This window comes from Saccharothrix sp. HUAS TT1, from assembly GCF_040744945.1.
Lineage (GTDB): Bacteria > Actinomycetota > Actinomycetes > Mycobacteriales > Pseudonocardiaceae > Actinosynnema.
Genome location: NZ_CP160453.1, coordinates 6,943,862 through 6,967,516 on the forward strand (window position 1 = coordinate 6,943,862; position 23,655 = coordinate 6,967,516).

A 23,655-nucleotide genomic window follows, 5' to 3' on the forward strand; every position below is an offset into this window, starting at 1 on the left:
CGGTGGCGTAACCCCGCCCGGACCCTCATCCACCTCCGAGCATTTCGATCACCCGCAGTACCAGGTTCGCGGCGTTGATGGTTGTCGGCAGGACGATGAGCAGCACGTCTCGCAGCCGCTGGGGCTTCCGGTTCTCCTTCTTCCGCTGCTTTGCCACGGCTCCTCCAGCACTCGGCGTTCGCTGCTTGCACTCGAACAACCGTTCCCGGATGGAAGGGCTCAGCCGCCCAGCAGCCCGGGCATGAGGTGCACCTGCTCGGCCAGCGTCGGCGCCCATGCGGGATGCTCGACGTCCGGCAGGTCTGGTTGGGGCGCGCTGCGGCTGCGGATGCCCTCCGCCAACGCCGTCAACCGCAGGGCCAGGGGTTCGTCGTGCTCTGGGGCGACCAGTTCGTCCACCAGGTCCTGGAGCCGGCCCGCAGCGAGTTGCACGTGACTGCGCTGACCGCGGAAGAGGTCGAGCCGAAGTTCCGTGAGCGTCCGCACCGCCTTCCGCTCCAACCGGGCCAGGTCGGCGGCGGGGCCGAGCCTAGGCCGTCGGCGGAACTCGGGGTGGAAGACGTCGATCGTCAGGCGATCCCGCGCGCCGTTCCCGTGCAGAGGCAGGCGTCCGGCCCACACTCCCGACGCCAACAGGCGCAGAGGACCGATCGCCACGGGGAAAGGCGTGTCGGGCTCGTAAACCCGCGCCCACAGTTCGCTCGTTCGAGCCGCTCGCGGACCGGTCAGCACCTCTGCCTCGATGGTGGTGCCCACCACGCGCCAGAACACGTTGTGCTCAACCTCGCGCACCGACTGCGCGGGGACCTGGAGCAGGTCCACGGTGGCCTTCCTCCACTCTCCGCCCTCGTGCGCGTCCGCCTGATGAGGATTCGAGCCCCGAATTTCCAGCTTGTTCAAATGTGCGCGGTCGCCTTCCCCGATGAGTCTTTCGTTGACGCGGGACAGAGCCTGGCGCAGTCGTGCGGCCTCCGGCTCGACCGGGTCGAGTACAGCCGACGCGGACCGGAAAATCTCCCGGACCTCCGAGGCGGCAGTGGTGTGAACCACCGGTGCGTCGTCCCGCAGCATCCGCTCCACCAGTCCGGTGAGAGGTTCGAGGATGCCGTCGAACGTTCGCCGGGCCGCGTCCTCGCCCTCGGCCAGCAGGTCCGCGCAGATCAGCGAGAGGTGACCGATCTCCGCGTCGAGCAGCACTTCGTCATAGGGGGTCGGCGCCCAAGCCGCCAGCCACCGGGTGATCGCCAGTCGGGAGGCCGGGACGTGCAGGTGGCCCGGCTCCCAATCCGGAGTGGCGACCAGGCGCGGTCTCGGGTCCTCAATCGAGGACGCGGCAGACCTGGCGGTCAACACCGCCTCGGCGATGTCCCAGCCGTACACCGGTGCCACCCAACCCAGGTCGTCCTCGTCGACGACCGCTTCGATCTCTGCGTGCGGTGGCTGGTCGGGGGCGAAGGGGTCCACGCTGAGCAGTCCACCCGCCACTACCAGGGATGCAGCCCAAGGCGCGGACCCGTGCGGAGTGCCGATGTGGACGGTGCCGATGCGGTCGACCGACACCGGGACGCTGGGCTGCTGGTGCGTCTCGGTCATGACTCCTCCTGGGAGTTGTCCTGCACGAATCGCCGGAGCGCTTCGAAGTCCGGGTGCCGCGACGGCTGTCGTGGACAGGTGCGCCGGTGCCACTCGACCAACTCGGTCCAGTCCCGGCTCAACGTGGTCGGCGAGGCGGGGCTGATCAACCTCGTCAGGAACGGATCGATGTCCACCGGGGGCGGTCGCTGAGCGTCGGCCTCCCTCGCATCGTGGATGAGGCAGGCCGCATTCTCCAGTTCGCCGTTCGGCTCAAGTGGTGCCTGAACGGTTGGGGAGTGCACGACCGTTGCGACTCGCGCGTCCTCCACCAGCAGTGTGGAGAAGGCAGAGACGAACGTGATGGACAAACTCAGCTTCGGGTCTTCGGATACACCGCGCAACTGGTTGCCGAACAGCCTCACCCACAGCTTGGAGAGCCATGCGGGTTCCACGCTCATCAGCAGATCGTCGAGCGAGGCAGGAATTCGATTATTGTGGGCGTTCCACACCAGGCGTTGTGCCTTGAACAAGACACTCTCGACAAATGGGTAGTCCGACACGTCGTTCCGCTGTCCGATTTCCGTGGAGATCGTGAGGACCAGGGGCAACAACGACCGACGCTCGCCGTCGCTCAGCCCCAGCACAGCCAACCGATGGTTGATCACCGACCGAACGAAGTCCTCCGTGGTCATGTCTCGCACGACCGGGTCCGTGTGCACGGACCAGACACCCCGCGAACCGCGACGCTTGAGCAGGGGGCGTACCAATGACTCAACGGTGCGGTCCAGCGGAAACGCACCCGACGGGCCGGTGATCCGCAGGCGCGGCGACCGGTGTTCGGACAGGAAGTGACCGGGCAGGTCGCCGAGCACCCAACGCCATGGTTCACCGGCGACGTACTCCGTCCACTGGTCGTCCCAGTCGTCATGGGTGAGCAGCTTCAACTCGGCGACCATCGGAGCGCCATCGGGCTCGGGCCACGGTTCGCCCGACTCGACAACCTGCTCCAGGTCCCGCACAGCGGCGGCCCGAGCCAGGAGCGAGCGCAGTCCCTCGATGGACGGCGGCGGCGCCTCGGCGTCGGCCTCCGGCTCCCCGAACTCGGATCGCAGCAGGGCGATGAGGGAGTCGTCGGTCAGGTCCAGGCTCGGTTCCTCCCGGCAACGCCGGTAGAGGCGCTCGTCCAGGCTCGCCGGCGTCCCGAACTTCTCCCGTCGGGCAATCGGCCAGGTCCGACCGAGCAGGTCGCCCAACTCGACCAGCCACGGGATCAAGTCGCGCAGAGCCGCACGCAGCCCTGCGGGGTCCTCGGCCTGGGCGGGGTTCCGGTCCCTGCCGAGGGAGAACTGTGGTGCGGTCTCGGCCAACTTGGGTCGTAAAAGACAGACCCACACCCTTCTCTTCAACGCCCCTCGCGGCGGGCTGATCTTCTCGCGCGTCTCCCTGGGCAGATCCTCGTCCCAGAACTCCTGCACCACCCCGCCGATGGAAGGCATGTCATCTCCCTCGTGCGCTGTCGAGCAGGCCGCGCAGCGCGTGAACGGTGGAACGAATCTCCAACAGGTACTTGGTCGGGCTGAACGGCTGGTCCAGAGCAGGCGGCACGAGCGTCGGGTCGTAGCCGACGGTGTCCACCTCGACCCCGTAGGGCAGCGCAAGCATCCGCAGCGCGGCGGCGTGCTGTGCGGGCACGTAGATCGGGGTGGTGACAGCCAGGATGCGCTGACCGGGAACCAGCTTGGCGAACTGCGTGGCGAACCAGGCGTAGGAGTCGGGGGTGTTGGCCCGCCGGTGCTCCGGGTCGCTGGACGGCGCGGCGGCCACGGCCACTCGGACGCCGCTGGCAGTTCGATAGCGCCGCACGCCCCAGGTGCCACCCAGCAGTTCGGACTCCTCGCCCTCGATCGACTCCGGCTCGCCGAGCCCGAACGCGACCCTCGAGCCGCGGTCGAGCGCCTCGTACTCCTCGCTCAAGTCGGGGTGGCCGGCCTGTCGGGCAAGGTCGAACTCGTCGCCCTTAAATCCGCGATGTCCGCCAAGGGCCACCAACGACCGGGTGGCCACCGTGCCGTCGTCGATCAGCTTCGCGGCGTAGTGCGGGCGGTTGATGCAGGCCCGGATCAATCCGCCCAGGATGACGACGTGGTCGTACTCCGCGTGCCGGGGTTTTTGGACCCGCTGCATCCCGAGGGCGTCGGCGCATACCAGCACCAGGCCCTCCTGCTCCTGGGTGAGCACGAGTTCAGTGGCTTCGTTGCGCTCGCGCGGCCGACCGGTCAGCGGGTCGATCCGGGTGTCCCAGCGGTCGGTGAAGCCGTGAAGCCAGGCCAGCCGGTCAACCAGGGCCACGTCGCCGTCGGTGAGGCGCGTGGGGTCGCCGCCGAAGGCCCGCACCAGCTCGGTGATCGGAGGTGAGGCCAGCCAGGTCGCGATGCCCGCGATGACGTCGCCGGAAGAACCGACCTGGGGCACGGTGTCGAACTCGGTGTGCATAACGACCTTCCTGGTGATCTCGGAGCCGTCCGGTTGCTCCGGATGGGCGAACATGAGGTGCACTTCCCGATCCGCGAACTGCGATACGTCGTCGGGGACGACGTAGCCCCCAGGGGCCTGCGCGGTGAGGAGGGCGTGTCGGGCCAGCGCGATTTTCGTGGACAGCAGCAGCGACTTCGCGGTGTCCGACGAGTCGATGGCTCCCGCCACGGCGCCCCGGGTGCTGGTAGCCCGGAAGGCGAGTTCTGCGGCGCGACGGAGGTGCGCCGTCTTCTTCTCCCGAGAGTCGGGTAGCAGGACCGCCCGGTAGTAGAAGACCAGCGCCTCGCCGTGCACGCACGAGACGCACTCCTCCAGCTCCTCGGTCCCATACCGGGAGACCCTCAGTTGTCCGACCTTTCGGTAGACCTGTTCCGCGGCATCCAGGTGTGTCCTCGCGTTCGCCGGGTCGTGCTGGGCGAGTACCACCTCCAGACCACCGAGGTTGAACTCGGCGCGGTCAACGTCCGGGGCCTCCTCCGGGTTCTTGTGGTCCTCGACGTAGAGCCGCCGACGCTCCTCGGCGCTGTGTCGCAGCATGCGCTCAGCCTCGCGCAGCAGTCCCAGCGCCGCCGCCCGGTCGGTCTCCGTCCCCGCGCGACCGCGTTGGAGCACCCCGACCATCGCCTCGCCCCTCGAGGCAGCCAGCCGATCCGCCCAGGAGCCACGACCCTCGACCAGTTCGAGGGCAGCCTCCGCGGCGGCGAGACCGTCATCGAGAGCGTCCCGCTTCGCCTGGCCCTCGAGCGTGCCGCTGCGACGAAATTCGTAGCGGGCCTTGCCGCGCCAGGCATCGGAGAGCCTCCTCCGCATGTCGTCGTCCGGCTCGCCATCGGTCAGCTCGATCAGGGTTGAATACCAGCTGGCTGCTATCGCGGCGTCGTGTCGCTCCATCAGCATGGCCAGGGAGTGCACGATCGGCACGTTGTCCGGCACGGAATCGACCGCGTCGTACATCTCCTTCAACGAGGCTCGGTCGGGTAATCGGTTGAGCAGGGCCCGCACCGGTTCCGCGCCCAGCAGCGCGACGATGACCGCACCGTGCTCGGCTCGATCCACTGCGGTGTGCCGGCGGACCGCAGTGCGGAACAGTCGGTGCATCAGGACCGTGTCCATCCGCCGATCGAGCGTGACGAGCCCCAAGGCGTCGAGTTGGAGGACGACCTCCTCCACGTCGACGCCGAGCGCCTCACCCAGCGCGCGCATCCCAATGGGCACCGGCGGCAACCACGCGATAGCGCGGGCGACCCGCGTGACCGTCCAATTCGGCTGTACCGCACGGACGGCGCGCCAGAACTGGTCTGGCGCGGTGGTCACATCACCCAAGGGCTCCTCGTCCCACCAGTTCCTCCCGGTGGTGTCGCGGAAGCGGCTGCTGGCATCGATCAACAGCGCCCGGCCGCCCAGCGCGGCACGGACCCGGTCGTCCACCTCGCCGTCGAACGCCGCGCTGACCTCGTCATCGGCTATCGGGCGCAGGGAGAAGAAGCGTTCGACGTGCGTCTCCCAGGCTGAATTGGTGGTCGTGATCAACAGCAGTTGCCCCAGCGCGGCGTTCGGCACCGGCAAGCGGCCGAGATCGTGCGGAGGGCCGTCGGCGTTGTCGAGCACCACCACCCAGGGGCCCGGAGCGGTCTCCAACCGGTGTCGGGCCGCCTCGGCGAACGGCACGAGGTCGACGGTGTCGAGCTGTCCGACTGCCGGACCACCGAGTTGCGCCAGCTCCGCTTCCGCGAGAGACGTGATGAGCGCGGACCGATCGGTGGCGTCGAGGAACCATCCGCACCCGTCGTCCGCCACGCGGGCCAGCTCGTTGGCGAGCACGCTCTTGCCGACACCGGATTCACCGGATACGGCAACCACGCCGCGCTGGCCACTCAACTCGGCCAGCGCGGCCAGCTGGTTGCCGTAGACGTGAGCCGAGGGTGAGGACCGCAGCTTCGGGTAGATCGTCGGACGCGAGTTCTCATCGGGCGCGTTGAACTCCGGGTGCGTGGTCGCGTGCAGCGGGATCACGTCCACGAGCACGGCGAAGCCGTACAGGTCTCCCATGAGCTGGCGCTCACCGGCGGCACACGCGTCGATGTAGTGGGCACCCTGCGGGCGATCCGGCGCGACGAGTGCCTGCGCGACATCGACGACCACGCAGGCCGAGCCCTCGAGCCATGTTGGCGTGAGACCGCGGCGCTCGTAGACGTGGGGCTCGGCAGACCTGCGGGTGCGCACCCCGGGCACGCGCGCAGCCAACTCATTGGCATCGCTCGCCAGGTCCACCATGACCATGGCGTGATCCGCCTGCCCCTTCGTGCCCGCACCCAGGATCACCAGGTACGGTCGGAGACCGGCGTCCTTGCACATCGCGGCGAAGACCAGGGTGACATCCAAGCACGTGCCAGAGTGCCGGTGCATGACCCGCGCCTCGCGGATCCGCTGACCGGCCTCGGCGTGCCATTCCTCCAGGTTGTAGCGGAAACCCCGGGCCCGCAGCCGCTCGTACAGCGACTCCACCACCCTCCCGGCACCCACGACCGGACTTACCGCCCTGTTACGGATGTCAAAGGCACGGTCGAGCTGCAGGCCCAAGCCCGGCAGTGTCGCTCGGGTCGCGTAACCGGCCAGCCCGGCGAACCCGTCCCGATCGGGAACCCACGGACGCCACCGGCCATCGTCGACGCTCTGAGTCATACCCCTGTCTCCATTCCCAACAGCTCCTCTTGCCTGTGCAGGAACTTCGTCGACCCTGTACGCAGCGTTACGGGTTGAGCCAGACGGGTGACGCCTCGTAGTCCGCTGCATGATGGCCTGCGCACAACGCATGCCTTACGGTGATTCTCGGCAAATTTGATCAAGAACAGCTCGGCCGGCTTCAAGGCGGCTTGGACGCAGTCTCCCCGTGCCGGCATCCGGGTCGCCAGAGCACACCGTCCGCATCGGCAACAACCGACAAAGCCCAGTTCGCACGAACAGCAGGTCGGGACGGCAGATACCCGCGTCACAGGTTCGAACGCTGCCGGGGGTTCGAACTTGCGCGCCAGCCAGCCATCGCCGCACACCGGCTCCCCCCTGACGGCGCGGACGTCGTCAACGGTGCTCAAGACCTGGTTGACGCAGTAGTCGATCCGGTTCACATGCCACAGTCGCTGCCTGTTCCAGCACATGGCTTCGACCCCTAGCGATCACCAGGGTGGCGGCGCGGCAGTCCGCGACCAGTCGCGTAGTTTCAGACCACTTCATGACCACGTCGGTAGTTTGGAGACAGTTCGAACCACTTGGTGGACCGTACCGACAGTTCACACCATCGGGTGACATATTTGGTGCCGTTAAGCGCATTCACCCGTTCGGAGCGACCTCTTCGGCATTGGCCAGGACCTGCAGTCATACGCTATCGATGCGAAACCCTCCGAATTGGCCGAACCTCCGGATCGAGCGTGCTTCTCCAGGCCGCCGGGACGACAGGATTGAACCTGCGGCCCCTTGGTGCCCAGGACGGCTAGATCATGCCCTGAACTGCAAAACACCGAAAGCGACATGGTCGTAGCCGCGATAGCCGTACCGGCGCCCCGACTTGATCGGCGGGCATGAGGTCGCAACGGCTGAGTGCTCCAGTTCAAGCCGCTGCGCCAGCTTCTGACACTTCAGAGAACGGAATGCGCACATGGGAGGTGCGCAGGTCACGAGTTGATGACTGGTGGACCGCCGAACTGAACGGCACCAGGGACTCCCGGCCCACGAGGCGGCCGGATCACCAACGCCGCACTCCGCTCTTCCTCGTCCACTCCCTCGACCTGTCGCCTGTGAGCGGGGCGGTTGGACCCGGCCGACGTCGGCACCGCCCGGCGGGCGTGGGTGGTCATCGAAGCCTTCACCACACCGACGCCTGGAACAGCCGAACGAGACGTCGAGATCGGCCGGAGCCGGCTCGTCAGGGGAGGGCGGCGGTGGTGAAGGCGGCGCCGTTGGCGGTCAGGGTCCGGGCGACGCGGCCGGTGGGCGGGGCCTGCAGGACGAACCGGAACGGCACGGGCGCCGCCGACTCCGCCGACGACGCCAGCACACCGAGGCCCGCGGCCAGGACCTCGTCCGCTTCGTCCGCGAGCAGGTCGTCGGCGTCCTCGACCACCAGCAGGTACGCCTCGGCCGGCAGCCAGCTCAGGTCCGACAGCACGTCGCGCAGCGCGTTCCAGTTGCCGCCGAAGTGCGCGGGGAACTGCAGCGCTGCCGCCAGCTCGTCGAACAGCCCCCTCGCGGTCCGGCACCGGGTTCCCCTGATCCGGCGGACCGCCGCGGTCCGCCGCTCCAGGGACAGCTCGACGGTGGACCTGCCGAGGACGGCGTGGCTCGCGTCGGTCAGGTGGAACGACGGCGGTCCGGCGCGGAGGAGGTCGGCGAGCCCGCTCATGCGATTCTCCTGAAGGTCTTGTAGTGGTCATCGGTGTAGTACTGGTTGCCGTCGGAGCCGACCACCACCCGCTCGCCACCCCGCTCGTACGTGAAGGTGAACGGCCGGATGTCGTACTCCCGGTAGTGGATCTGCGCGTTGGTGGTGTTGTCGACCACCGGGAGGATCATGGCGCCGCCGCTGTTGTTGAACTGCATCCCGCCGACGTAGCGATCACGGACGACACCGGGGGGCAGCGGCGGGAGCGTGTGCTGGTCCAGCGGCGGCAGCGGTTCGGCGATGGCGGTGATCTGCGCGAAGAGCACCGGGTGGCCCACCGGGCCGAAGCGCACGGCGCTCGTCGCCACGGTCGCCCCGCCCCACACCGGATCTCCGGACACGGTCGCGTACCTGAGGTTGGCCAAGGACTGACCACCGGCTCCGGTGAGGAAGAAGTCGGCGTCCTGCCCCGAGTCGGCGATCGTCTTGAGCAGCTTGCCCGCCAGTTCCGTGTTGCCCTTCAGAGCGGCCGGACCGTGCGGGGCGGGTTGGCCCGGCGGCGCGGTCGCGCGGCACGCGGTGAGCACGTCGAGCAGCACGGCGCCCACGGCCGTGGCCGCCGACAACAGCTTCGGCACTTCGGTGGGCACGTCGGCGGCGGCCAGCAGGGTCTTCAGCGCGGTCGGATCGGGTTCCAGCGCGAGGCCGCTCCGCAGTGCCCTCAGCAGCGCGGTGGTGCCCGGGTTCTCCCGGCCCATGGCGGCGAACAGGTCGTTCGGGATCTTGTTCACCTGCGGGACGCCGGGACGCCCGTTGAGGGTGGTGATGATGCTGTCGACGTCCAGCAGCCGGCCCTTGATCGCGTCGACGAACAGGTCGACGTTGACGAGCCGGCTGTCGGGCATGTGGTTGTCGAGCAGCGCCACCGGTCTCGGTTTGACGATCTCGCCGCTCGCCAACCCCCAGAGGTCGGCGGTGAGGGGGTCGGTCTCCACGACGATCCCGCCGCGGAAACCCGCGGCGTACTGCTTGATCCCCGCCAACCGGGCGACCGGCCGACGCGAGGTGGCCAGCTGGTCTCGGAGGTTCGCCATCAGGCCTTGGATGCGGACTTCCTCGGCCGCCAGCTTGACCGGGTTGTTCTGGAGGCTGTCCCTGATGTCTTCGACCTCCTCGGCGAGCGCCACCGCCAACCGGCGCACCTCGTCGCGGTCGAACGCGATCTCGTCGATCACGCTGTTGGTGATCAGGCCGTCGCCGTCGTCGTCGCGTTCGACGCTCGCGCCGAACACCGACTTCATCAGCACGTCGGCATCGGTCCTCAGCTTGGCCACCCGCTGCTGGGGGGTCAGCACCTTCGGCTTCTGCTGCTGCGGGTTCGCCCCCTTGGTCTTGGCCAGACCCGGCTGGGCCGGGGTCTTCGGCGCGGTGTTGGCCGGCTTGTTCGGCTTGCCCGCGTCGGGTTTCCCCGCGGCCGGCTTGCGCTTCTTCGGCGGCATCGCTGGTCCTCCTCCGTCGTCAGACCGCTGCGGCCCGGTAGGCCAGCACCAGGCCGAGACCCGTCAGGTCTTCTTTGTCGCCGTCGAGCGCGAAGGTCCAGTCGTCGCCGACGCGCAGGTCCGGGGTGAGCAGCAACCTGCCCTCGGCGAGCACCATCGACCGGTCGCCGTTCACCGTCAGCCGCGGCGCGGCGCCGTCGGCCGCGCCGAAGTGCGGGTAGACGCCGATGACCTGGCGGCCGGTGATGCCGGGCAACAGGTCCGGGGTGATCGGGAGGGTCAGCTCGGTCGCCTCGCCCTCGACGAACTCCTGCCACTGGTCCGGGAACTCGGTCGCGACGTCGAGGAAGCGGGCCGCCGGGTAGGGCTTGAGCATCCCCTTCACCGCGTTCGCGAACACCTCGCCGCCCTGCGCGGCCGTGTACCGCAGGGTCAGCACGACGTCCCGCAGCCGCGCCGACCGGCGCCCGGTCAGCTCCAGGCGCCACGTGGACACCGCGCCGGTGCCCTCGAACGGCAGGTAGCGGGAGTCGTCGTAGCGCAGCTCGAACAACCCGTTGTTCTCCTGGCCCTCCGGTTGGGACAGGGCGATCTGCTGGCTCGCGCGCCAGTCGCCGCGCAGGGTGTCGGGCGGCGGCTCCTTGGGGTCGAGCAGGTGGCGCACCGCCTTCGGGTCGGGCGCCAGCACCGTCTTGTGCCCCAGCTGGGTGAGGGTGGCGTTGGGCTGGGCCACCTCGCCGTCGACGCCCACGAAGGTGAGGGTCACGGTCCGGATCTGACGCCGGAAGTGGCCGGGGAAGTCGCGGTCGAACAGCTCCTCGGGCAGGGTGAACTCGCACGACCCGCTCCCGGCCAGCCGCAGCGCCGCGGCCGGGTCCAGTTCCAGCAGCGACACCCGCTTGGTGATCTCCAGGTCGCGGGCGCCGGTGTCGGCGTGCGCCTGGCCCAGCCGGTCCAGGTCCACCGCGAGGCTGTCCCCGGCGAGCAGCCCGGCGCGGCGGCTGTCCCAGTGCAGCGGGCGGATGAAGGCGGGCTCGGCGTCGTTCAGGCCCCGTTCGAACCGCAACGCCCGTTCGGCGGCCCGAGCGGTGTCGTAGGCCATCGAGTAGGCCTGGAAGTACAGCCCGGACAACCGGCTCGCCATCCACCCGTAGAGCTCGGCGCTGGTGAACTTGTCCTTCAGCAGCGCGGCGACGGCCTGGTTGTGCGTGATCTCCTGGGCGTGCACCTCGGCTTCACGGCGTGCGATCGACAGCTGGTGCTCGGCCTCGGCCACCCGGTGGTCGATCTGCGCGAGGTCGCTCCCGGCGGTGGCGAGCTGGAACTCCCACTCCTGGTGCGTGCGCTCCTGCTCGGCGCGCACGCCGAGCAGTTCGCCGGTGACCGAGAACCCCTCCCCCAGCACCTGGGGTATCTCGGCGGCCTTGTCCAGCACGTTGCCCAGGTGGTGCCCGCCCCACGTGGTGCCGAGGCTGAACGGCCCGATCGTGGTCTGCGGGACGGCGTGGGCGATGGCGGCGGCGACCTTGAGCACGCCCGAGGTCAGGTGCATGGCCGCGGCCGTGCCCATGATCCCGATCTGGGCCTGCTCCAGCGAGGTGAGCCCGTTCGTGATCAGCCGCTGGTAGTGGGCGATCCGCTGGTTGACCGCGTCCCGGCCGGCCTGCAGCTCGCGCAGGTTCGCCGCGGCGGCTTCGACCCGCGCGTCCCTGATCGCCCGGGTCAGCTCCAGGATCACGCCCTCCTGCCGGTTCTGCAGCAGGACGAGCTCTTCCGAGTCCCGGCGCTCCAGCACCGACTGCAGCTCCCCGCCGAACTGGCGGAGCCGGTCGACCATCTCCTGGGCGCGCCGGAACGTGGCCTCGAACCGGTAGTGCGGGACCGCGACCGCGGTGACCGCGGTGACCGCCCGCTCCACGCCGACGCCGGCGGCCACGCTGCGGACCAGGTCCATCGGGTCGATCGGCGGCTCGAACAGGGGCAGCGGCCGGCTGATGCCCAGGATGTCGAGCGATTGCCTGATCTTGCGCAGCCGATCTTCCACCCGGTCCCAGTAGGCGGTGAACACGCTGTTGTCCGGGACCCGGAAGTAGCGGTTGGCCACCCCGGCGTGGACCCGGCCCGGCCCTTCCAGCAGCCGGCCGCCGTCGGTCAGCTCGGTCAGCAGGTCGAGGTCGCCCGGCTCGTCGTCCAGCTGCCGGTAGGTCCGCGACGCGGTGAGCGGCAGCTTCCCGGGCAGCTCGGGCCGCAGGCCCAGCAGGTCCCAGGCGAAGGTGTAGAGCATCCGCGCCTCGTCCACGCTCTCGCCGGTGTGCTGGCGGAAGAGCATGTCGCCCCAGTCGAGCAGGTTGTCGATGTAGGCCATCACCACCGCCCGGCGGTGGGACACCGGGCGCAGGTCGGCGATGGCGTGCGGGTCGAACGGGTCGCTGCGGTAGGCGTCGACGAGCCGGTCGCGGTCACCCACGAGGTCGTAGTGCCGCCGGAGGTCCGCGACCAGCGCGGCGCGCTCCTGCAACTGCTCGACGGCCCGCACGACCCCCAGCCACTGACCGCGCTTCGGCTCGCGGGTGCGGGGCGTGATCCGGGCTGCCGCGGCGGCGGCCGCGTCCGCGAGCAGCACGTGCAGCTGCGGTGACGACAGCCGGTCGAGCACCGCCAGTTCCGCTTCGTCCAGCGCGCGGTTCTCCCGGAACGCGGGCGCCAGCCGCTCCAGGTCCGCCACGACCCGGGCCAGTTCGGCGGCCAGCCCGGTCGGTTCGTCGAACCCGGCGGCGGCGAGCCGGTCGGCCAGCTCCGCCAGGTCCCGCCGCGACCGGTCGGCCAGCGCGGCGAGGTCCACCGCGAGGAACGGCAGGAACCGCCAGTGCCGGTCGGGTTCGGTGGGGTCGAAGACGTGCTCGTACCACTGCCGCGCGTCGGCGAACCGCTGAGCGTCGTTGAACGCCTGCGCGATGAGGACGGGCGCGTGGAAGAAGATCTCCCAGTAGTAGATCCCGTTGGCGCTCTCGAAGTCCAGGTGCGCGTCGGCGGGCAACCGGTTCACCACGACCCGGTCGCCGCGGACCTGGATGGTGTTGCGCTCCGACCGGTCGGTCCGGAACGCCGGGCGCTCGTCCAGCTCCTGGCTGGCCGGGTCCAGCAGGGCCTTCACACCACCGGCCAGCAGCCGCTGGTTGAGCTGCGCCGCCGTGCTGGTGGTCAGGCGGACGACCTCGATGGGCAGCGCGGCCCGCTCGAACGGCCGCGGCACGGCGATCGTGGTCGGGTGGGCCAGATAGCTCCCGCCGAGGAACAGGTAGAGGTGCTGGTCGGACCCGCTGTCCAGCAGCCCGGTGAACTCGGCGAAGTCCTCGGGCAGGTCGCCCCAGTTGCCCTCGATCGGGGCGAACCCGGTGAGGTCGGCCAGGCCGGACGACAGGCGCGCGTAGTGGTCGCCGCTGAACGCGTAGCGGCGCTGACCGCGCCGGAACACGGCGGTGATCGGCCAGGGCAGGTCCCGCGGGTAGCCCTCGTCCACGAACTCCGGCACCGAGCCGTCGTCGGGCAGGGTGTAGCGGACGACCTGCTTGCCGCTGGTCAGGTACAGGAACCCGGCCTCGACGTGCGCGGAGTCCACCGCGGCGAGGCCGCCGGTGGTCGCGCCCCGGTTCAGGTCCCGGTTCGGCCAGGTCGTCTCGACGCGCTTCGGGTCCGAGTGCTTCGGGTCCGAGTGCTTGGCGTCGGAGCCCTTCTGGTCGGCGCCCTTCGACCTGGGGTGCGGCCGGCGGTCCGGCGGCACGACCTTGACCTGGGTGCACGTCCGGGTCGAGTCGTCGAAGTACCAGGACGTGTCGCCCAGCCGCAGGGCCGCGCCGATCATCGGCCACTTCGGGAAGGTCTCGTCGCTCTCGGCGATCTTGTGCGCGCGGTTCCCGTCGGGCGCGCGGTAGTCCCTGCCGGAGTAGCGGACGTAGTCCTCCCCGACGAACACGTAGGTGTGCTGGTTCTCGACGTCCACGACAGCCGCGTCGAACCGGTGGGGTCCGGCCCCGTCGGCGAACAGGCCGGTCACCGGGGCGCCGATGCTGCCGCTGCGCTCCACCCGGCCCGCGCCGGCGGCGGAGTAGAACCACTCGACGCCGTTGAGGTCGGTGAACGCGGCGTTGATCCGCTCCCAGCGCGGGAAGTCCTCGTCGTTGGTGAGGATGTCCTTGGGGTAGCCGGGGTCGAGCGCGCCGAACACGCCGCGGTAGCGGAAGTACTGCCCACCCGAGAACACGTAGGTGTGCTCGCGGTCGCCTTCGCGGCGGTGCAGGACGGCGTCCACCGCACCGGTGCGGGCCAGGTGGGTCGCACCGCGCCCCCAGCGGTCCGCGGTGGTCCCGCCGGCGCCGGGCGTGCCACCGGTGACGGTGGCGTAGCGCCGGGCCTGGTTGTCGAAGAACAACCGGGCGCCGCCGGGCAGTTCGACCGCGGCGTCGACCCGGGTCCACCCGACCAGGCCGAGGTCGCTCAGCGGACGCCGGGCGACCGGTTCGGCCGGGGCCACGACCGCCGGTCGGCACAGGAAGCTGCCGCCCTTGTGGTCGATGCTGAACCAGGGTCCGTAGTCGGCCCCGCTCGGGCTGGTGAACCGGACCACCCTGGGCCGGTGCGCCGCGCCCGCGCCGGTGGCCGCATCGATTTCAGCGGCGGCGAGGACTTCGCGCATCGGATCGGCGGCCGGGAGGGCGCCACCGGGCGTCCCCGCGCCGAGGGCGCGCACCGGGAACACCTCCTCCACCAGTTCCGGGGTCAGCGCGACGGCCTGGACGTGCGACGACTTGGCCAGGACGGGCGCGGCCCCGTCCGCACCGGGCTTCGTGGTGATCACCGAGTACGTGCAGGTCACCACGATCGACTCGGGACCGCCGGACCGGGCGCCGGCCACCTCCACGGCCAGGCGGGCGTCGTAGATGACGCCGTCGCTGCGGGTGTCCACCGCCAACGTCTGCGCCGGCACCCACTCCCCGTTCAGGTTGCAGAACGAGTAGTGGACCTTGACGCGCTCGGTCGCGGGCGGTGCGGTGACCTCCTGGCCGTGGTCCTGCTCACGGGTGACCAGGGTGGTGGTCGAGGGCGTGGCCGGTGCGACGGACTCCACCGTGGTCCAGAACACGAACACCCGGTTGAACGCGTGGACCGGGTGCACCTCGTCGGCGTCGATCTGGACGTCGACGTGGAGCCACGGCTCCCACGACCCGGTGAGCTTGTCGGCGCTGCGGAACCGGGCGCGCCGGTAGTAGTAGCGCCGGGGCTGGGTCCGGGTGCGGCCGAACAGGACCAGGTCGCGGGAGCCCTGGTCGCCCGCCGCGTGGACGTGGCCGCCCGCGATGGCCAGGCGGGACACCTCGGTGTACTCGTCCAGGTAGCGCTTGTAGGCGCGTTCCACCGACTCGGGCGTGATCTCGTCCTGCAGCAGGTCGGCTTCCAGCGCTTCGAACGCCGGCGTCTTGCCGGCCCGCAGTTCGGGGCGCAGGTAGTTCTCCGGGTAGAGGAAGACCTTGCGGTTGGCCTCCCAGACCCGGTAGTTGCGCATCCAGGTCCACCACGTCCGCAGCCGGTCGCGCACCTGCCCGTCCGCCCCGCCGGTGTGCTCGACCTGTTCCAGGTCGAGGAAGTAGCGGTGCAGGAACAGCTGGGTGGCCGCGATGGCCTCGCGGATCGGGGAGGTCGTGCCCCGGCTGCCCATGTCGACGTCGATCAGCAACCGCTGGAACAGCTCGCGCGAGGTGTCCGCGCCGGTCCTGGCCAGCACGGCCGGCACCAGCGCGTCGCGTTCGACCACGTTGAGCTCGTCGTGGACCTGGCGGGAGAGCACCGCCCAGTCCTGCGGGCTGTGCCGGCGCGCCAGCAGGTCGTGCAGCAGCGTGGCCGTGGCGGCGTAGGAGGGTTGCCCGCCGTGCAGCCCGGACCAGACGTCGAAGACGGTGGCGGGCCCCGCGCCCAGCGCGTCGGCCACGGTGAACACGTCGACCAGCTTGAGCAGCAGTTCCAGCTCGACCCGGTCGTCGACGGGCGTGCCGGTGAGCAGGGCTCGGCGCCGGACGAGCCAGCGCAGGTCCTCCACGTCCCAGCCCATGATCCCGGCGAGCCCGCTGTAGGGGTCGGCGAGCGTGCCCGGACCGGCCGCGACGAACTCCGCCAGCCCGTCGCGGGCGCGAGCCGCGCCCGCGAACCGGGCGATCGCGCGGATGTCCTCGATCCGGTAGTCCGCCGCGGCCGACCACCGCTCCCGGAACGCCTGCGGGTAGGTCCGGTCGACCTGCCGGTACCCGTCGCCGGAGTAGCGGACGTACTGCTCGCCCCGGCCGAGGTAGGTCCGCCCACCGAGGACGAATGCGGTGTCGACGCCCTCCTCGAACGCGGCGGGCAGGTCGCCCCAGTCGTCGCGCACCGCGCGGGGGAACCCGTCGTCCACGAACTCGCGGTCGTCGCCGCTGTAGCGGGCGTACTGCCCGCCCCGGAACACGTACAGCTCACCGCCCTCGGCGACGAAGGCCGCGTCGACGCCGGGGTCGTCGGTGAACGCGTTGCGGACCCGGCCCCAGGCGCCGGCGATCGGCCGGACGTCGGGCTGCCGCACGTCGACCCAGTGCGGACCGGCGAACAGGCGGACACCGCCGTCACTGCCGCGGAAGGCCGCGTCGATCCCGTCGCGCAGCTGCTCGGGCAGGGCCGTGACGCCGAGTTCGGCCGGCAGCGAGGTCTCGATCGCCCGGGGGTAGCCCTCGTCCACGAACGACAGGTCGCCGCCGGAGTAGCGGACGTACTGGTCGCCGCTGAACAGGTAGGTGCGGCCGGCGTCGACCAGCGCGGCGTCCACCCGGCCCTGCTCGGCGAGCGTGTTGCGGACCCGGCCCAGGCCCAGTTCGGCGAGGTCGTAGGTCGCGGTCAGGGTGCGTGAGACGACGTGGCAGTCACCGCCGACGAACAGGTACGCGGTGCGCCGGTTGGCCACGACGGCGTCGACCACCGGACCGGCGCCCGCCTCGACCCGCGCGGCCACCGCGTCCTCGAACGCGTCGGGCAGGTTGGCGAACGCGTCCTCGTCGCGCAGGTTGTCGGCGATGAGCTTGGGGTAGCCCGGGTCGGCGTGGCGGTAGGCGGCGCCGGTGTAGCGGACGTACTGGTCGCCGGAGAACAGGAACGTCGTCCGGCCCGAGTCCACGAACGCGGCGTCGACCCGGCCGCCGCCGGTCACGAAGTTGTTGCGCGACAGGCCCCAGGCGCTCCGGATCGGCCGGAGCGGCGCGACCGCGCCCGCGGCGACGCGGGTGAACCGGTCCGGGAAGAACAGGTAGGTGGCGGCGTCCGGCCCGGTGAACGCGGCGGTCACCGCGCCCGGCCAGTCGCGCTCGACACCGGGCCACAGCCGGCTCACCGGCCGGGGCGGCGACCACACGCCGGTGTCCTCGTCGCGCGCCAGGTACTCGTCGCCGATCAGCACCAGCACGTTCCGGCCCTCGAACAGCACCGCGTCGGGCGCGGTGAAGCCGGCGGGCCGCAGGTCGGCGGGGATGTCCCAGAAGGCCGCGTCGGCGTGCGACGGGTAGCCCTCGTCCGCCCGGGCGTAGTCGGTCCCGGAGAACACCAGGTGGCGTTGGACGCCTCGGGCGTCCGGCTTCTCGAACAGGTGGGTCAGGCCGTCCCGGACGTAGGCCAGGGTCACGCTGGTCAGGCCGGCCCAGTGCTCGGCGATCGACCGCGGTTCGCCGACGATGTGCGCGTCGGCGAGCCGGGAGCCCTCGTAGACGACGAACTGGTCGCCGCTGAAGACGTAGGTGCGCCCGTCGCGGCCGACGAACGCGGCGTCGACGTGGTTGTCCAGCGCGATGGTGTTGCGGCTTCGTCCCCAGTCCTCGGCGAGCGGGTACTCCCGGTTCAGCCGGACGTCGAAGCACGAACCGCCCTTGAACAGGTAGGTGTTGCCGTCGGCGCCGCGCAGCACGGCGTCCAAGCCGGTGCGGAACCCCGCCGGCACCGTGCGCAGGACCCGTGGCCGCACGGGGGTCTTGGTGACGGTCGCGCCCTCCAGGGCGCTGTAGCGCCGCCAGCCCCCGGCGCCCTCGACCAGGACCGAACCGTCCTCGATGAACGCGCACCCGACGTCACCGAAGTCCTGGTAGCGGCGGTGCAGGGCGTCGGACACGGCGTGGCAGCGGCCGTCGACCACCAGGTAGGCGGTGCGCCGGTCGGCGAACGCCGCCTCGACCGGACCGGTCAGCGGGTCGGGCAGCCCGGCGAACCCCGGCTCGGACCGCAGCGCCTCCAGCGACCTGGGGTAGCCGTCGGCGACGGTCGAGAGGTCCGCACCGTCGTAGCGCACGTACTGGTTGCCGCTGAACAGGTACGTGGCGGAGCCCAGCACCAGCGTGGCGTCGACGCGGCCGTGCCGGGCGATGCTGTTGACGACGTTGCCCCAGACGGCCGTGTTCGAGGCCGGGTAGCGGTCGTCGAAGCCGGTGTAGTCGCTGCCGGAGTAGCGGACGTGACGGGTGCCAGAGAAGACGTACGTCCTGCCGTCCCGGCCGACGAAGGCCGCGTCTACGCGGTCGAACGGCAGGCTGTCCCACCGGTCGGCCAGCGGCCTGGGCTCGGACCACCAGCGCCGCTTGGTGTCGAACACGACGTACCGGTCGCCCGAGAACAGGTAGGTCCGGTCGTCCTGGCCGGTGAACACCGCGTCGACGGTGGAGAACCCCTCGTCGGGCAGGTTCCACCAGTTCTCGGCCAGCGGCCTCGGGTAGCCGGGGTCGGGCGCGGCGTAGGCGCGCGTCGAGTAGCGGACGTGGTACTGGACGTCCTGCTCGGGGTCGGCCAGCACCTCGATCCTGTCGGTCGCCCGCCGCAGGACGAGCCCGATCCCCTTCTCCGCCGGCAGGCGCCATTCCGGCGCGGCACCGGTGACGCGCGTGTCCGCGGCGACGGTGATCCCGTGCTCCTGGAGCAGGTCGCGCAGCGCTCGGGACACGACGCCCGCGGCCAGGTCGGGCTCGTGCTCGACCGGGAGGTCGAACAGCGGCCCGCCCGCACCGAACAGGTGGGTCGCGCCGTCCAGCACGAAGGACGCGCCGACCCGCCGCAGCCCGCCCCAGTCCGGGGCGATGCGCCGCGGGTGGCCCGGGTCGACCACCGAGTAGTCGGCGCCGGAGTACCGCAGGTACTTGTCGCCGCTGAACAGGTAGGTCATCCCGTCCAGGCCCACGAACGCGGAGTCGACCACGCCCTCGGCGAGGACCGGCCCCAGCACGCCCCAGCGCTGCGCGGTCGCGCCCGGTCGGACCGGCGCCGCCCCACCGGGCTCCAGCACGACCGTGCGGCCGTCCTTGAACAGGTGGACCACCCCCGCGCTGTCGGCGAAGGCCGCGTCCAGCGCGCCGTCGAAGCCGACCGGCACACCGGGCAGGTGGGACTCGATGGAGCGCGGGAAGGTCTCGTCCACGAGGACGCCGTCGTTCTCGACGCAGTCGGAGTAGCGCACCACCTGGTTGCCCGAGAACAGCACGACCGACGACGCCTCGGCGAAACCCGCGTCGACCCGCCCGGTGTCGGCCAGGACGTTGCGCACCCGGCCCCAGACCTCGGCGCTCGGCCGCTCGCCCAGCACGTCGCCGACGGCCAGGCAGTGGTCGCCCGAGAACAGGTGGGTCGTGCCGTCGCGGTCCTGGAACGACGCGTCCACCGCGGTCCGGAACCGGTCCGGCAGCGGCGTGCGCCGCCCCTCCCCCTCCCACCACTCGCCTATCGCGCGGGGGTAGCCCTCGTCCACGAACGCGTAGTCCGTGCCGGAGTAGCGCACGTACTGGTCACCCCGGAACAGGTAGGTCCGGCCCTCCCCGTCCACGAAGGCGCTGTCGATCCGGGCCGGTTCGTCGCCGAAGGTGTTGCGGACCGCGCCCCAGACCTGCGTGGTGCGGTCCCAGTGCGCGGCGCCGGGCGCCCGGACGAAGGCGTGCGACCCGACGGCGTCGTGCCCGACGACCCAGTCCGCGCCCTGCGCGTCGGTGAACGCGGCGTCCACGCCGTCGAGCCCGGCGAACCGGGGCGACAGCTCGGCCAGCGGCCTCGGCCCGGTCGGGACCTCGGCGCCTTCCGGGTAGACCCACCACCCGGCGCCGCGGAACAGGTAGCGGTTGCCGTCGGCGGGTTCCAGCAGGGCGTCGACGCGGTCGACGCCCGCCGGCAGCACCAGCGGCTCGGCGAACTTGCCCGCCAGGTCCTGGTCGTGGAAGGCGATGCCGACCTGGGTGGCGTCCAGCCCCAGCCGGGTGACCAGCAGCGCGAACCGCCGGATCCGGTGGTAGGCGCGGCGGCCGGCCGATCCCGGCGCCGGCAGCACGTCGAACGCCTCGGCCACCCCGCCGCAGACCCCCGCGCAGAGGGCTTCGACCGTCGTCACGGGCTGGCCGGTCGCGTCCGCCAGCACCTCCAGCAGGGCGGCGCGCTGCACGTCCGCCAGGGCGGTGAGGGCGGTGGTCACCTCCGCGACGCCCGCCACCAGCTCACGGGCGGCGACGTGCAGCAGGTAGAAGATGTCGGTGGCGTAGTCCTCCAACGCGGGCAGGGCGTAGCCGAGGGCGTTGGACGGGGTGGCGAACCAGGCGAGCCGGTCGGCGGGCACCGAGAGGTCGTCGTGCAGATCGCCCCGGGCGACGAGGACTTCCACCAGCCGGGCGGTCTCGTCGGCGTCGAAGCCCAGTTCGGCGACCGCGTCGAGGTCGAACCGGTAGGGCCGCTGGTCGGTCAGGACGGTGGCGATCCGGTGGGTGATCGTGGCCAGGTCGCCGGCGGAGAACAACCGCTCCCAGGGCGATCCGGCGAGGGACACCGCGTTGTCCGGGTCGGTGAAGAAGGCCCGGACCTCCTGGGGCACCAGGTTGTCGCCGTCGAGGTACGTGCCGGCCAGGGCCTCGGTCACCGCGCGGGCGGCGGCGCGGTCGGCGATCTCGCCGAACTGCTCCGCGTCCACGGTGAGCAGCGCCGCGCGGGCCGAGGCGAGCTGGTCCTGGATGGCGTGCAGGACGGCCGCGCGGTGCGGGTGGAACGTGACGGCGAGGCCGAACCCGTCGAGGGGCAGGCGGGCGAGCGCCGCGGGGTCGACGTAGTTGTCGTCGGCGTCGGTGTAGCCGTTGAACCGCAGGCTCTCCAGCAGCTCGTCCCGTTGCTCCGCGGTGAGCGCCACGTCGGCGAAGACCTCCGGGTCGACCGCCACCGGCTCGGTCCGCGCCCGCTCGGCGAGCCCGTGCAGCAGGTCGAACACCTCCGGCGCGACGGCGTCGAGGGGCACGGTGACCGCGAACCCGGCGACGTTCTCCGGCGCCAGGAAGAAGCCCGGCGTGCGGATCTCACCGGACGGGGCGAGGTAGCCCTGCACGACCAGGTTGTCGTACAGCTCCGCCTGGCGGTCGTCGGCGAGTCCGCCCAGCGTCGCGAGGTCCGAGGGGTAGAACCCGGGCAGGTCCGCCGCGCAGCGCTCGGCGATGAGGGCGAACAGCGGTTCCCTGACGTCCTGGAAGTCGCTCGCCAGCTCGAACCGGGCGGCCGTCGTCGGGAGCCGGTCGTCCACCAGCACGCCGGAGGGGTCGAGCGTGCCGGTGAGCACCAGGTTGGTGAAGACCTTGCCCGCCAGCGCTTCGGCCAGGCCGAGACCGCGGAAGTCCTCCTCGACGACCGTCGCCAGGTCGGTCACGGCGTCGTACGCCGCCGCCTCCACCAGGGCGGGGTCGAGCCTCAGCACGCGGGGATCGCGTGCGACGACACCGTCGGACCAGGTGAGCGCGTCGTGCAGGACCTGGGCGGCGCGCCGCCCGAACCGCTCGGACACGAACAGGTCGGGCGTCAACCCGACCTCGTCCAGCTTGTCGTTCACCCGGCCGTGGACCGCGGCCCAGTCCTCGTCGGCCTCACCCGGTGCGGTGCCACCCAGGACGTCGCCGAGTTCCGCGCTGTCCATGCCGAGCGCCTGCATCCACCGCACGACGCCGAGCAGCAGTTGCGCCAGGCACAGGCCCGAGCCGACGTCCGGGGCTTCGAGCATCCGGTACAGGTCCGACGTCGCCGGTCCGGTGTCGAGCAGCCCGCCGAAGGCGTCGGTGCGCCTGCTCGACGGCTCGTCGTCCAACGCGTCCAGGACGCCGAACAGCTCGGTGGCGGTGATGTCGAGCGCGCGGGTGAGCCGCCCGACCCGGTGCAGCAGGGACAGCGCGTCCAGGCCGGTGTCGTCGTGGTCGAACGGGCCCGACTGCGCCACCGTGCCCGCGTACCGCTGCCGCACCCGCCGGACGGTGGTGACGAGGTCGGCTTCCGACAGACCCACGGCGCGGCTCACGCGGACGCGGTAGTCCTTGTTGCGCGGCGCCAGGACGTCGCCCGAGACGCCGAGCACCCGCACACCGTCCGGCAGCCGGGTCGCGGGCCCGGCGATCACCGTGCGTTCGGCGACGAACGGCTCGTTGAACACGCGCTCGAACAGGTCGGCGTCGATCGGGCCGGCCAGGCTGGTGACGACGTCGACCGGCAGGTCCAGGCCGCGGTGCAGGTGGACGACGACGGCGAGCGCGCGCAGTGCGGCCAGGTCGATCCGGTTGCCGCAGCAGCGGCGCAGCACCACGTCGGCCTCGGCGAGCGTCAGGCCGCTGCGGCGGGCCAGCCGGACGAACCTGCTGACCCGCTCGAACCACTCCGGCGGAACGGGCGCGGAGCCGTCGCCCCAGACCAGTTCCCGGCCCGTGGCGTCGAGGGTCACGCACGGGCCGCCCTGGTGGACGAACGCGTCGGCGCCCAGGTGGACCAGCGCGTCCAGCTCGGTGGCGGTCAGCCGCGTGGCGCGGATGAAGGTGAGGGCGTCCTGGAGGTCGGCGAAGGACCCGTCGACGCCGTAGAAGTTCGTCAGCAGGTCGTCCGCGTCGGTGACGACCGTGGTCACCAGCGACACGTCGACCTCGGAGAGGCCCAGGAACTCGCGTGCGACGACGTCGCGGTCCGGCCGGTGCGCGAACAACTCGTACAGCTCGACCGGACCGACCCGGAAGTGGCCCAGGTACCGGCGCACCTTCTCCCGGTCCAGGTCGAACGGCAGGGCGAACGGGAACCGCAGCCGCTTCAGCTCCTGGTGCGCGTCCGGGCCGATGACGGCGGCGAGCACCCGGTTCACGATGTCGAGATAGGGTAACTCCGCGTAAGCGTGCTCACCGTCCAGCGGAATCCCGACGAGGTCCGGCCGCCGGTCCGGGCCGGTCAGCGGGTCGCCGTCGAAGTTGTCGTGGATCAGTTCGAGGAGATCGGCCAGGTAGGCCGCCGGCGAGTAGACCGAACGCCCCTCGTCGACCGCGCGGAAGTCGAGCGCCCCGAAGAGCTGCTCGTAGGTCGGCAAGGAATGGTCACGACGCACAACGGCCCCTCATGGCGAATTGGTGAACACAGTGACTCGGTTGCGAACCGAGAACGTTGGCGCACAAGACGATCAGCGTCAGGCCGACGTGGTCATGCGACGCAGTGGAGTGCAAGAAGAGCGGGTGTGCGGGGTCGGGTTGTTCCACCGACTGTTCGCCGGCGCGGCAACGAGCACCCTACAACCGCCACCGCACCGCACAACCGAACCATCCGCCCTTCCTGGGCACCAAGCGGGAAACAACAGCCCGCCCCTCT

General features: G+C 71.1%; 7 protein-coding genes. All 7 read right to left on the minus strand.

The window, feature by feature from the left end:
- Positions 1-25: 25 nt before the first annotated feature.
- Positions 26-157, minus strand: coding sequence for a hypothetical protein (locus AB0F89_RS31055; protein ID WP_367129209.1), 132 nt, complete (start codon positions 155-157; stop codon positions 26-28).
- Between the two features lie 62 nt (positions 158-219).
- A complete protein-coding gene (locus tag AB0F89_RS31060; protein WP_367129210.1) occupies positions 220-1,593 on the minus strand; it encodes a hypothetical protein in 1,374 nt (457 codons plus the stop codon).
- Positions 1,590-3,071 (minus strand): hypothetical protein, encoded by a 1,482-nt coding sequence (locus tag AB0F89_RS31065; RefSeq protein WP_367129211.1) that lies wholly within the window; start codon positions 3,069-3,071, stop codon positions 1,590-1,592. Before AB0F89_RS31065 ends, AB0F89_RS31060 begins: the two co-directional genes overlap by 4 nt.
- 1 nt (position 3,072) lies before the next feature.
- The gene (locus AB0F89_RS31070; protein WP_367129212.1) at positions 3,073-6,690 is read right to left on the minus strand and encodes an AAA family ATPase; all 3,618 of its coding nucleotides are present in this window, start codon (positions 6,688-6,690) and stop codon (positions 3,073-3,075) included.
- A 1,339-nt stretch (positions 6,691-8,029) separates the two neighbouring features.
- Positions 8,030-8,506 (minus strand): barstar family protein, encoded by a 477-nt coding sequence (locus AB0F89_RS31075; protein WP_367129213.1) that lies wholly within the window; start codon positions 8,504-8,506, stop codon positions 8,030-8,032.
- A complete protein-coding gene (locus AB0F89_RS31080; RefSeq protein ID WP_367129214.1) occupies positions 8,503-9,984 on the minus strand; it encodes a ribonuclease domain-containing protein in 1,482 nt (493 codons plus the stop codon). The genes AB0F89_RS31075 and AB0F89_RS31080 overlap by 4 nt, the downstream gene beginning before the upstream one ends.
- 19 nt (positions 9,985-10,003) lie before the next feature.
- Complete coding sequence (locus tag AB0F89_RS31085; RefSeq protein WP_367129215.1) at positions 10,004-23,398, minus strand: hemopexin repeat-containing protein; 13,395 nt, start codon at positions 23,396-23,398, stop codon at positions 10,004-10,006.
- Positions 23,399-23,655: the final 257 nt, after the last annotated feature.

Excerpts from the sequence above, each read along its gene's own strand:
- AB0F89_RS31060 (WP_367129210.1), bottom strand. The coding sequence starts at position 1,593 with ATGACCGAGACGCACCAGCAGCCCAGCGTCCCGGTGTCGGTCGACCGC.
- AB0F89_RS31065 (WP_367129211.1), bottom strand. The coding sequence starts at position 3,071 with ATGCCTTCCATCGGCGGGGTGGTGCAGGAGTTCTGGGACGAGGATCTG.
- AB0F89_RS31075 (WP_367129213.1), bottom strand. The coding sequence starts at position 8,506 with ATGAGCGGGCTCGCCGACCTCCTCCGCGCCGGACCGCCGTCGTTCCAC.
- AB0F89_RS31080 (WP_367129214.1), bottom strand. The coding sequence starts at position 9,984 with ATGCCGCCGAAGAAGCGCAAGCCGGCCGCGGGGAAACCCGACGCGGGC.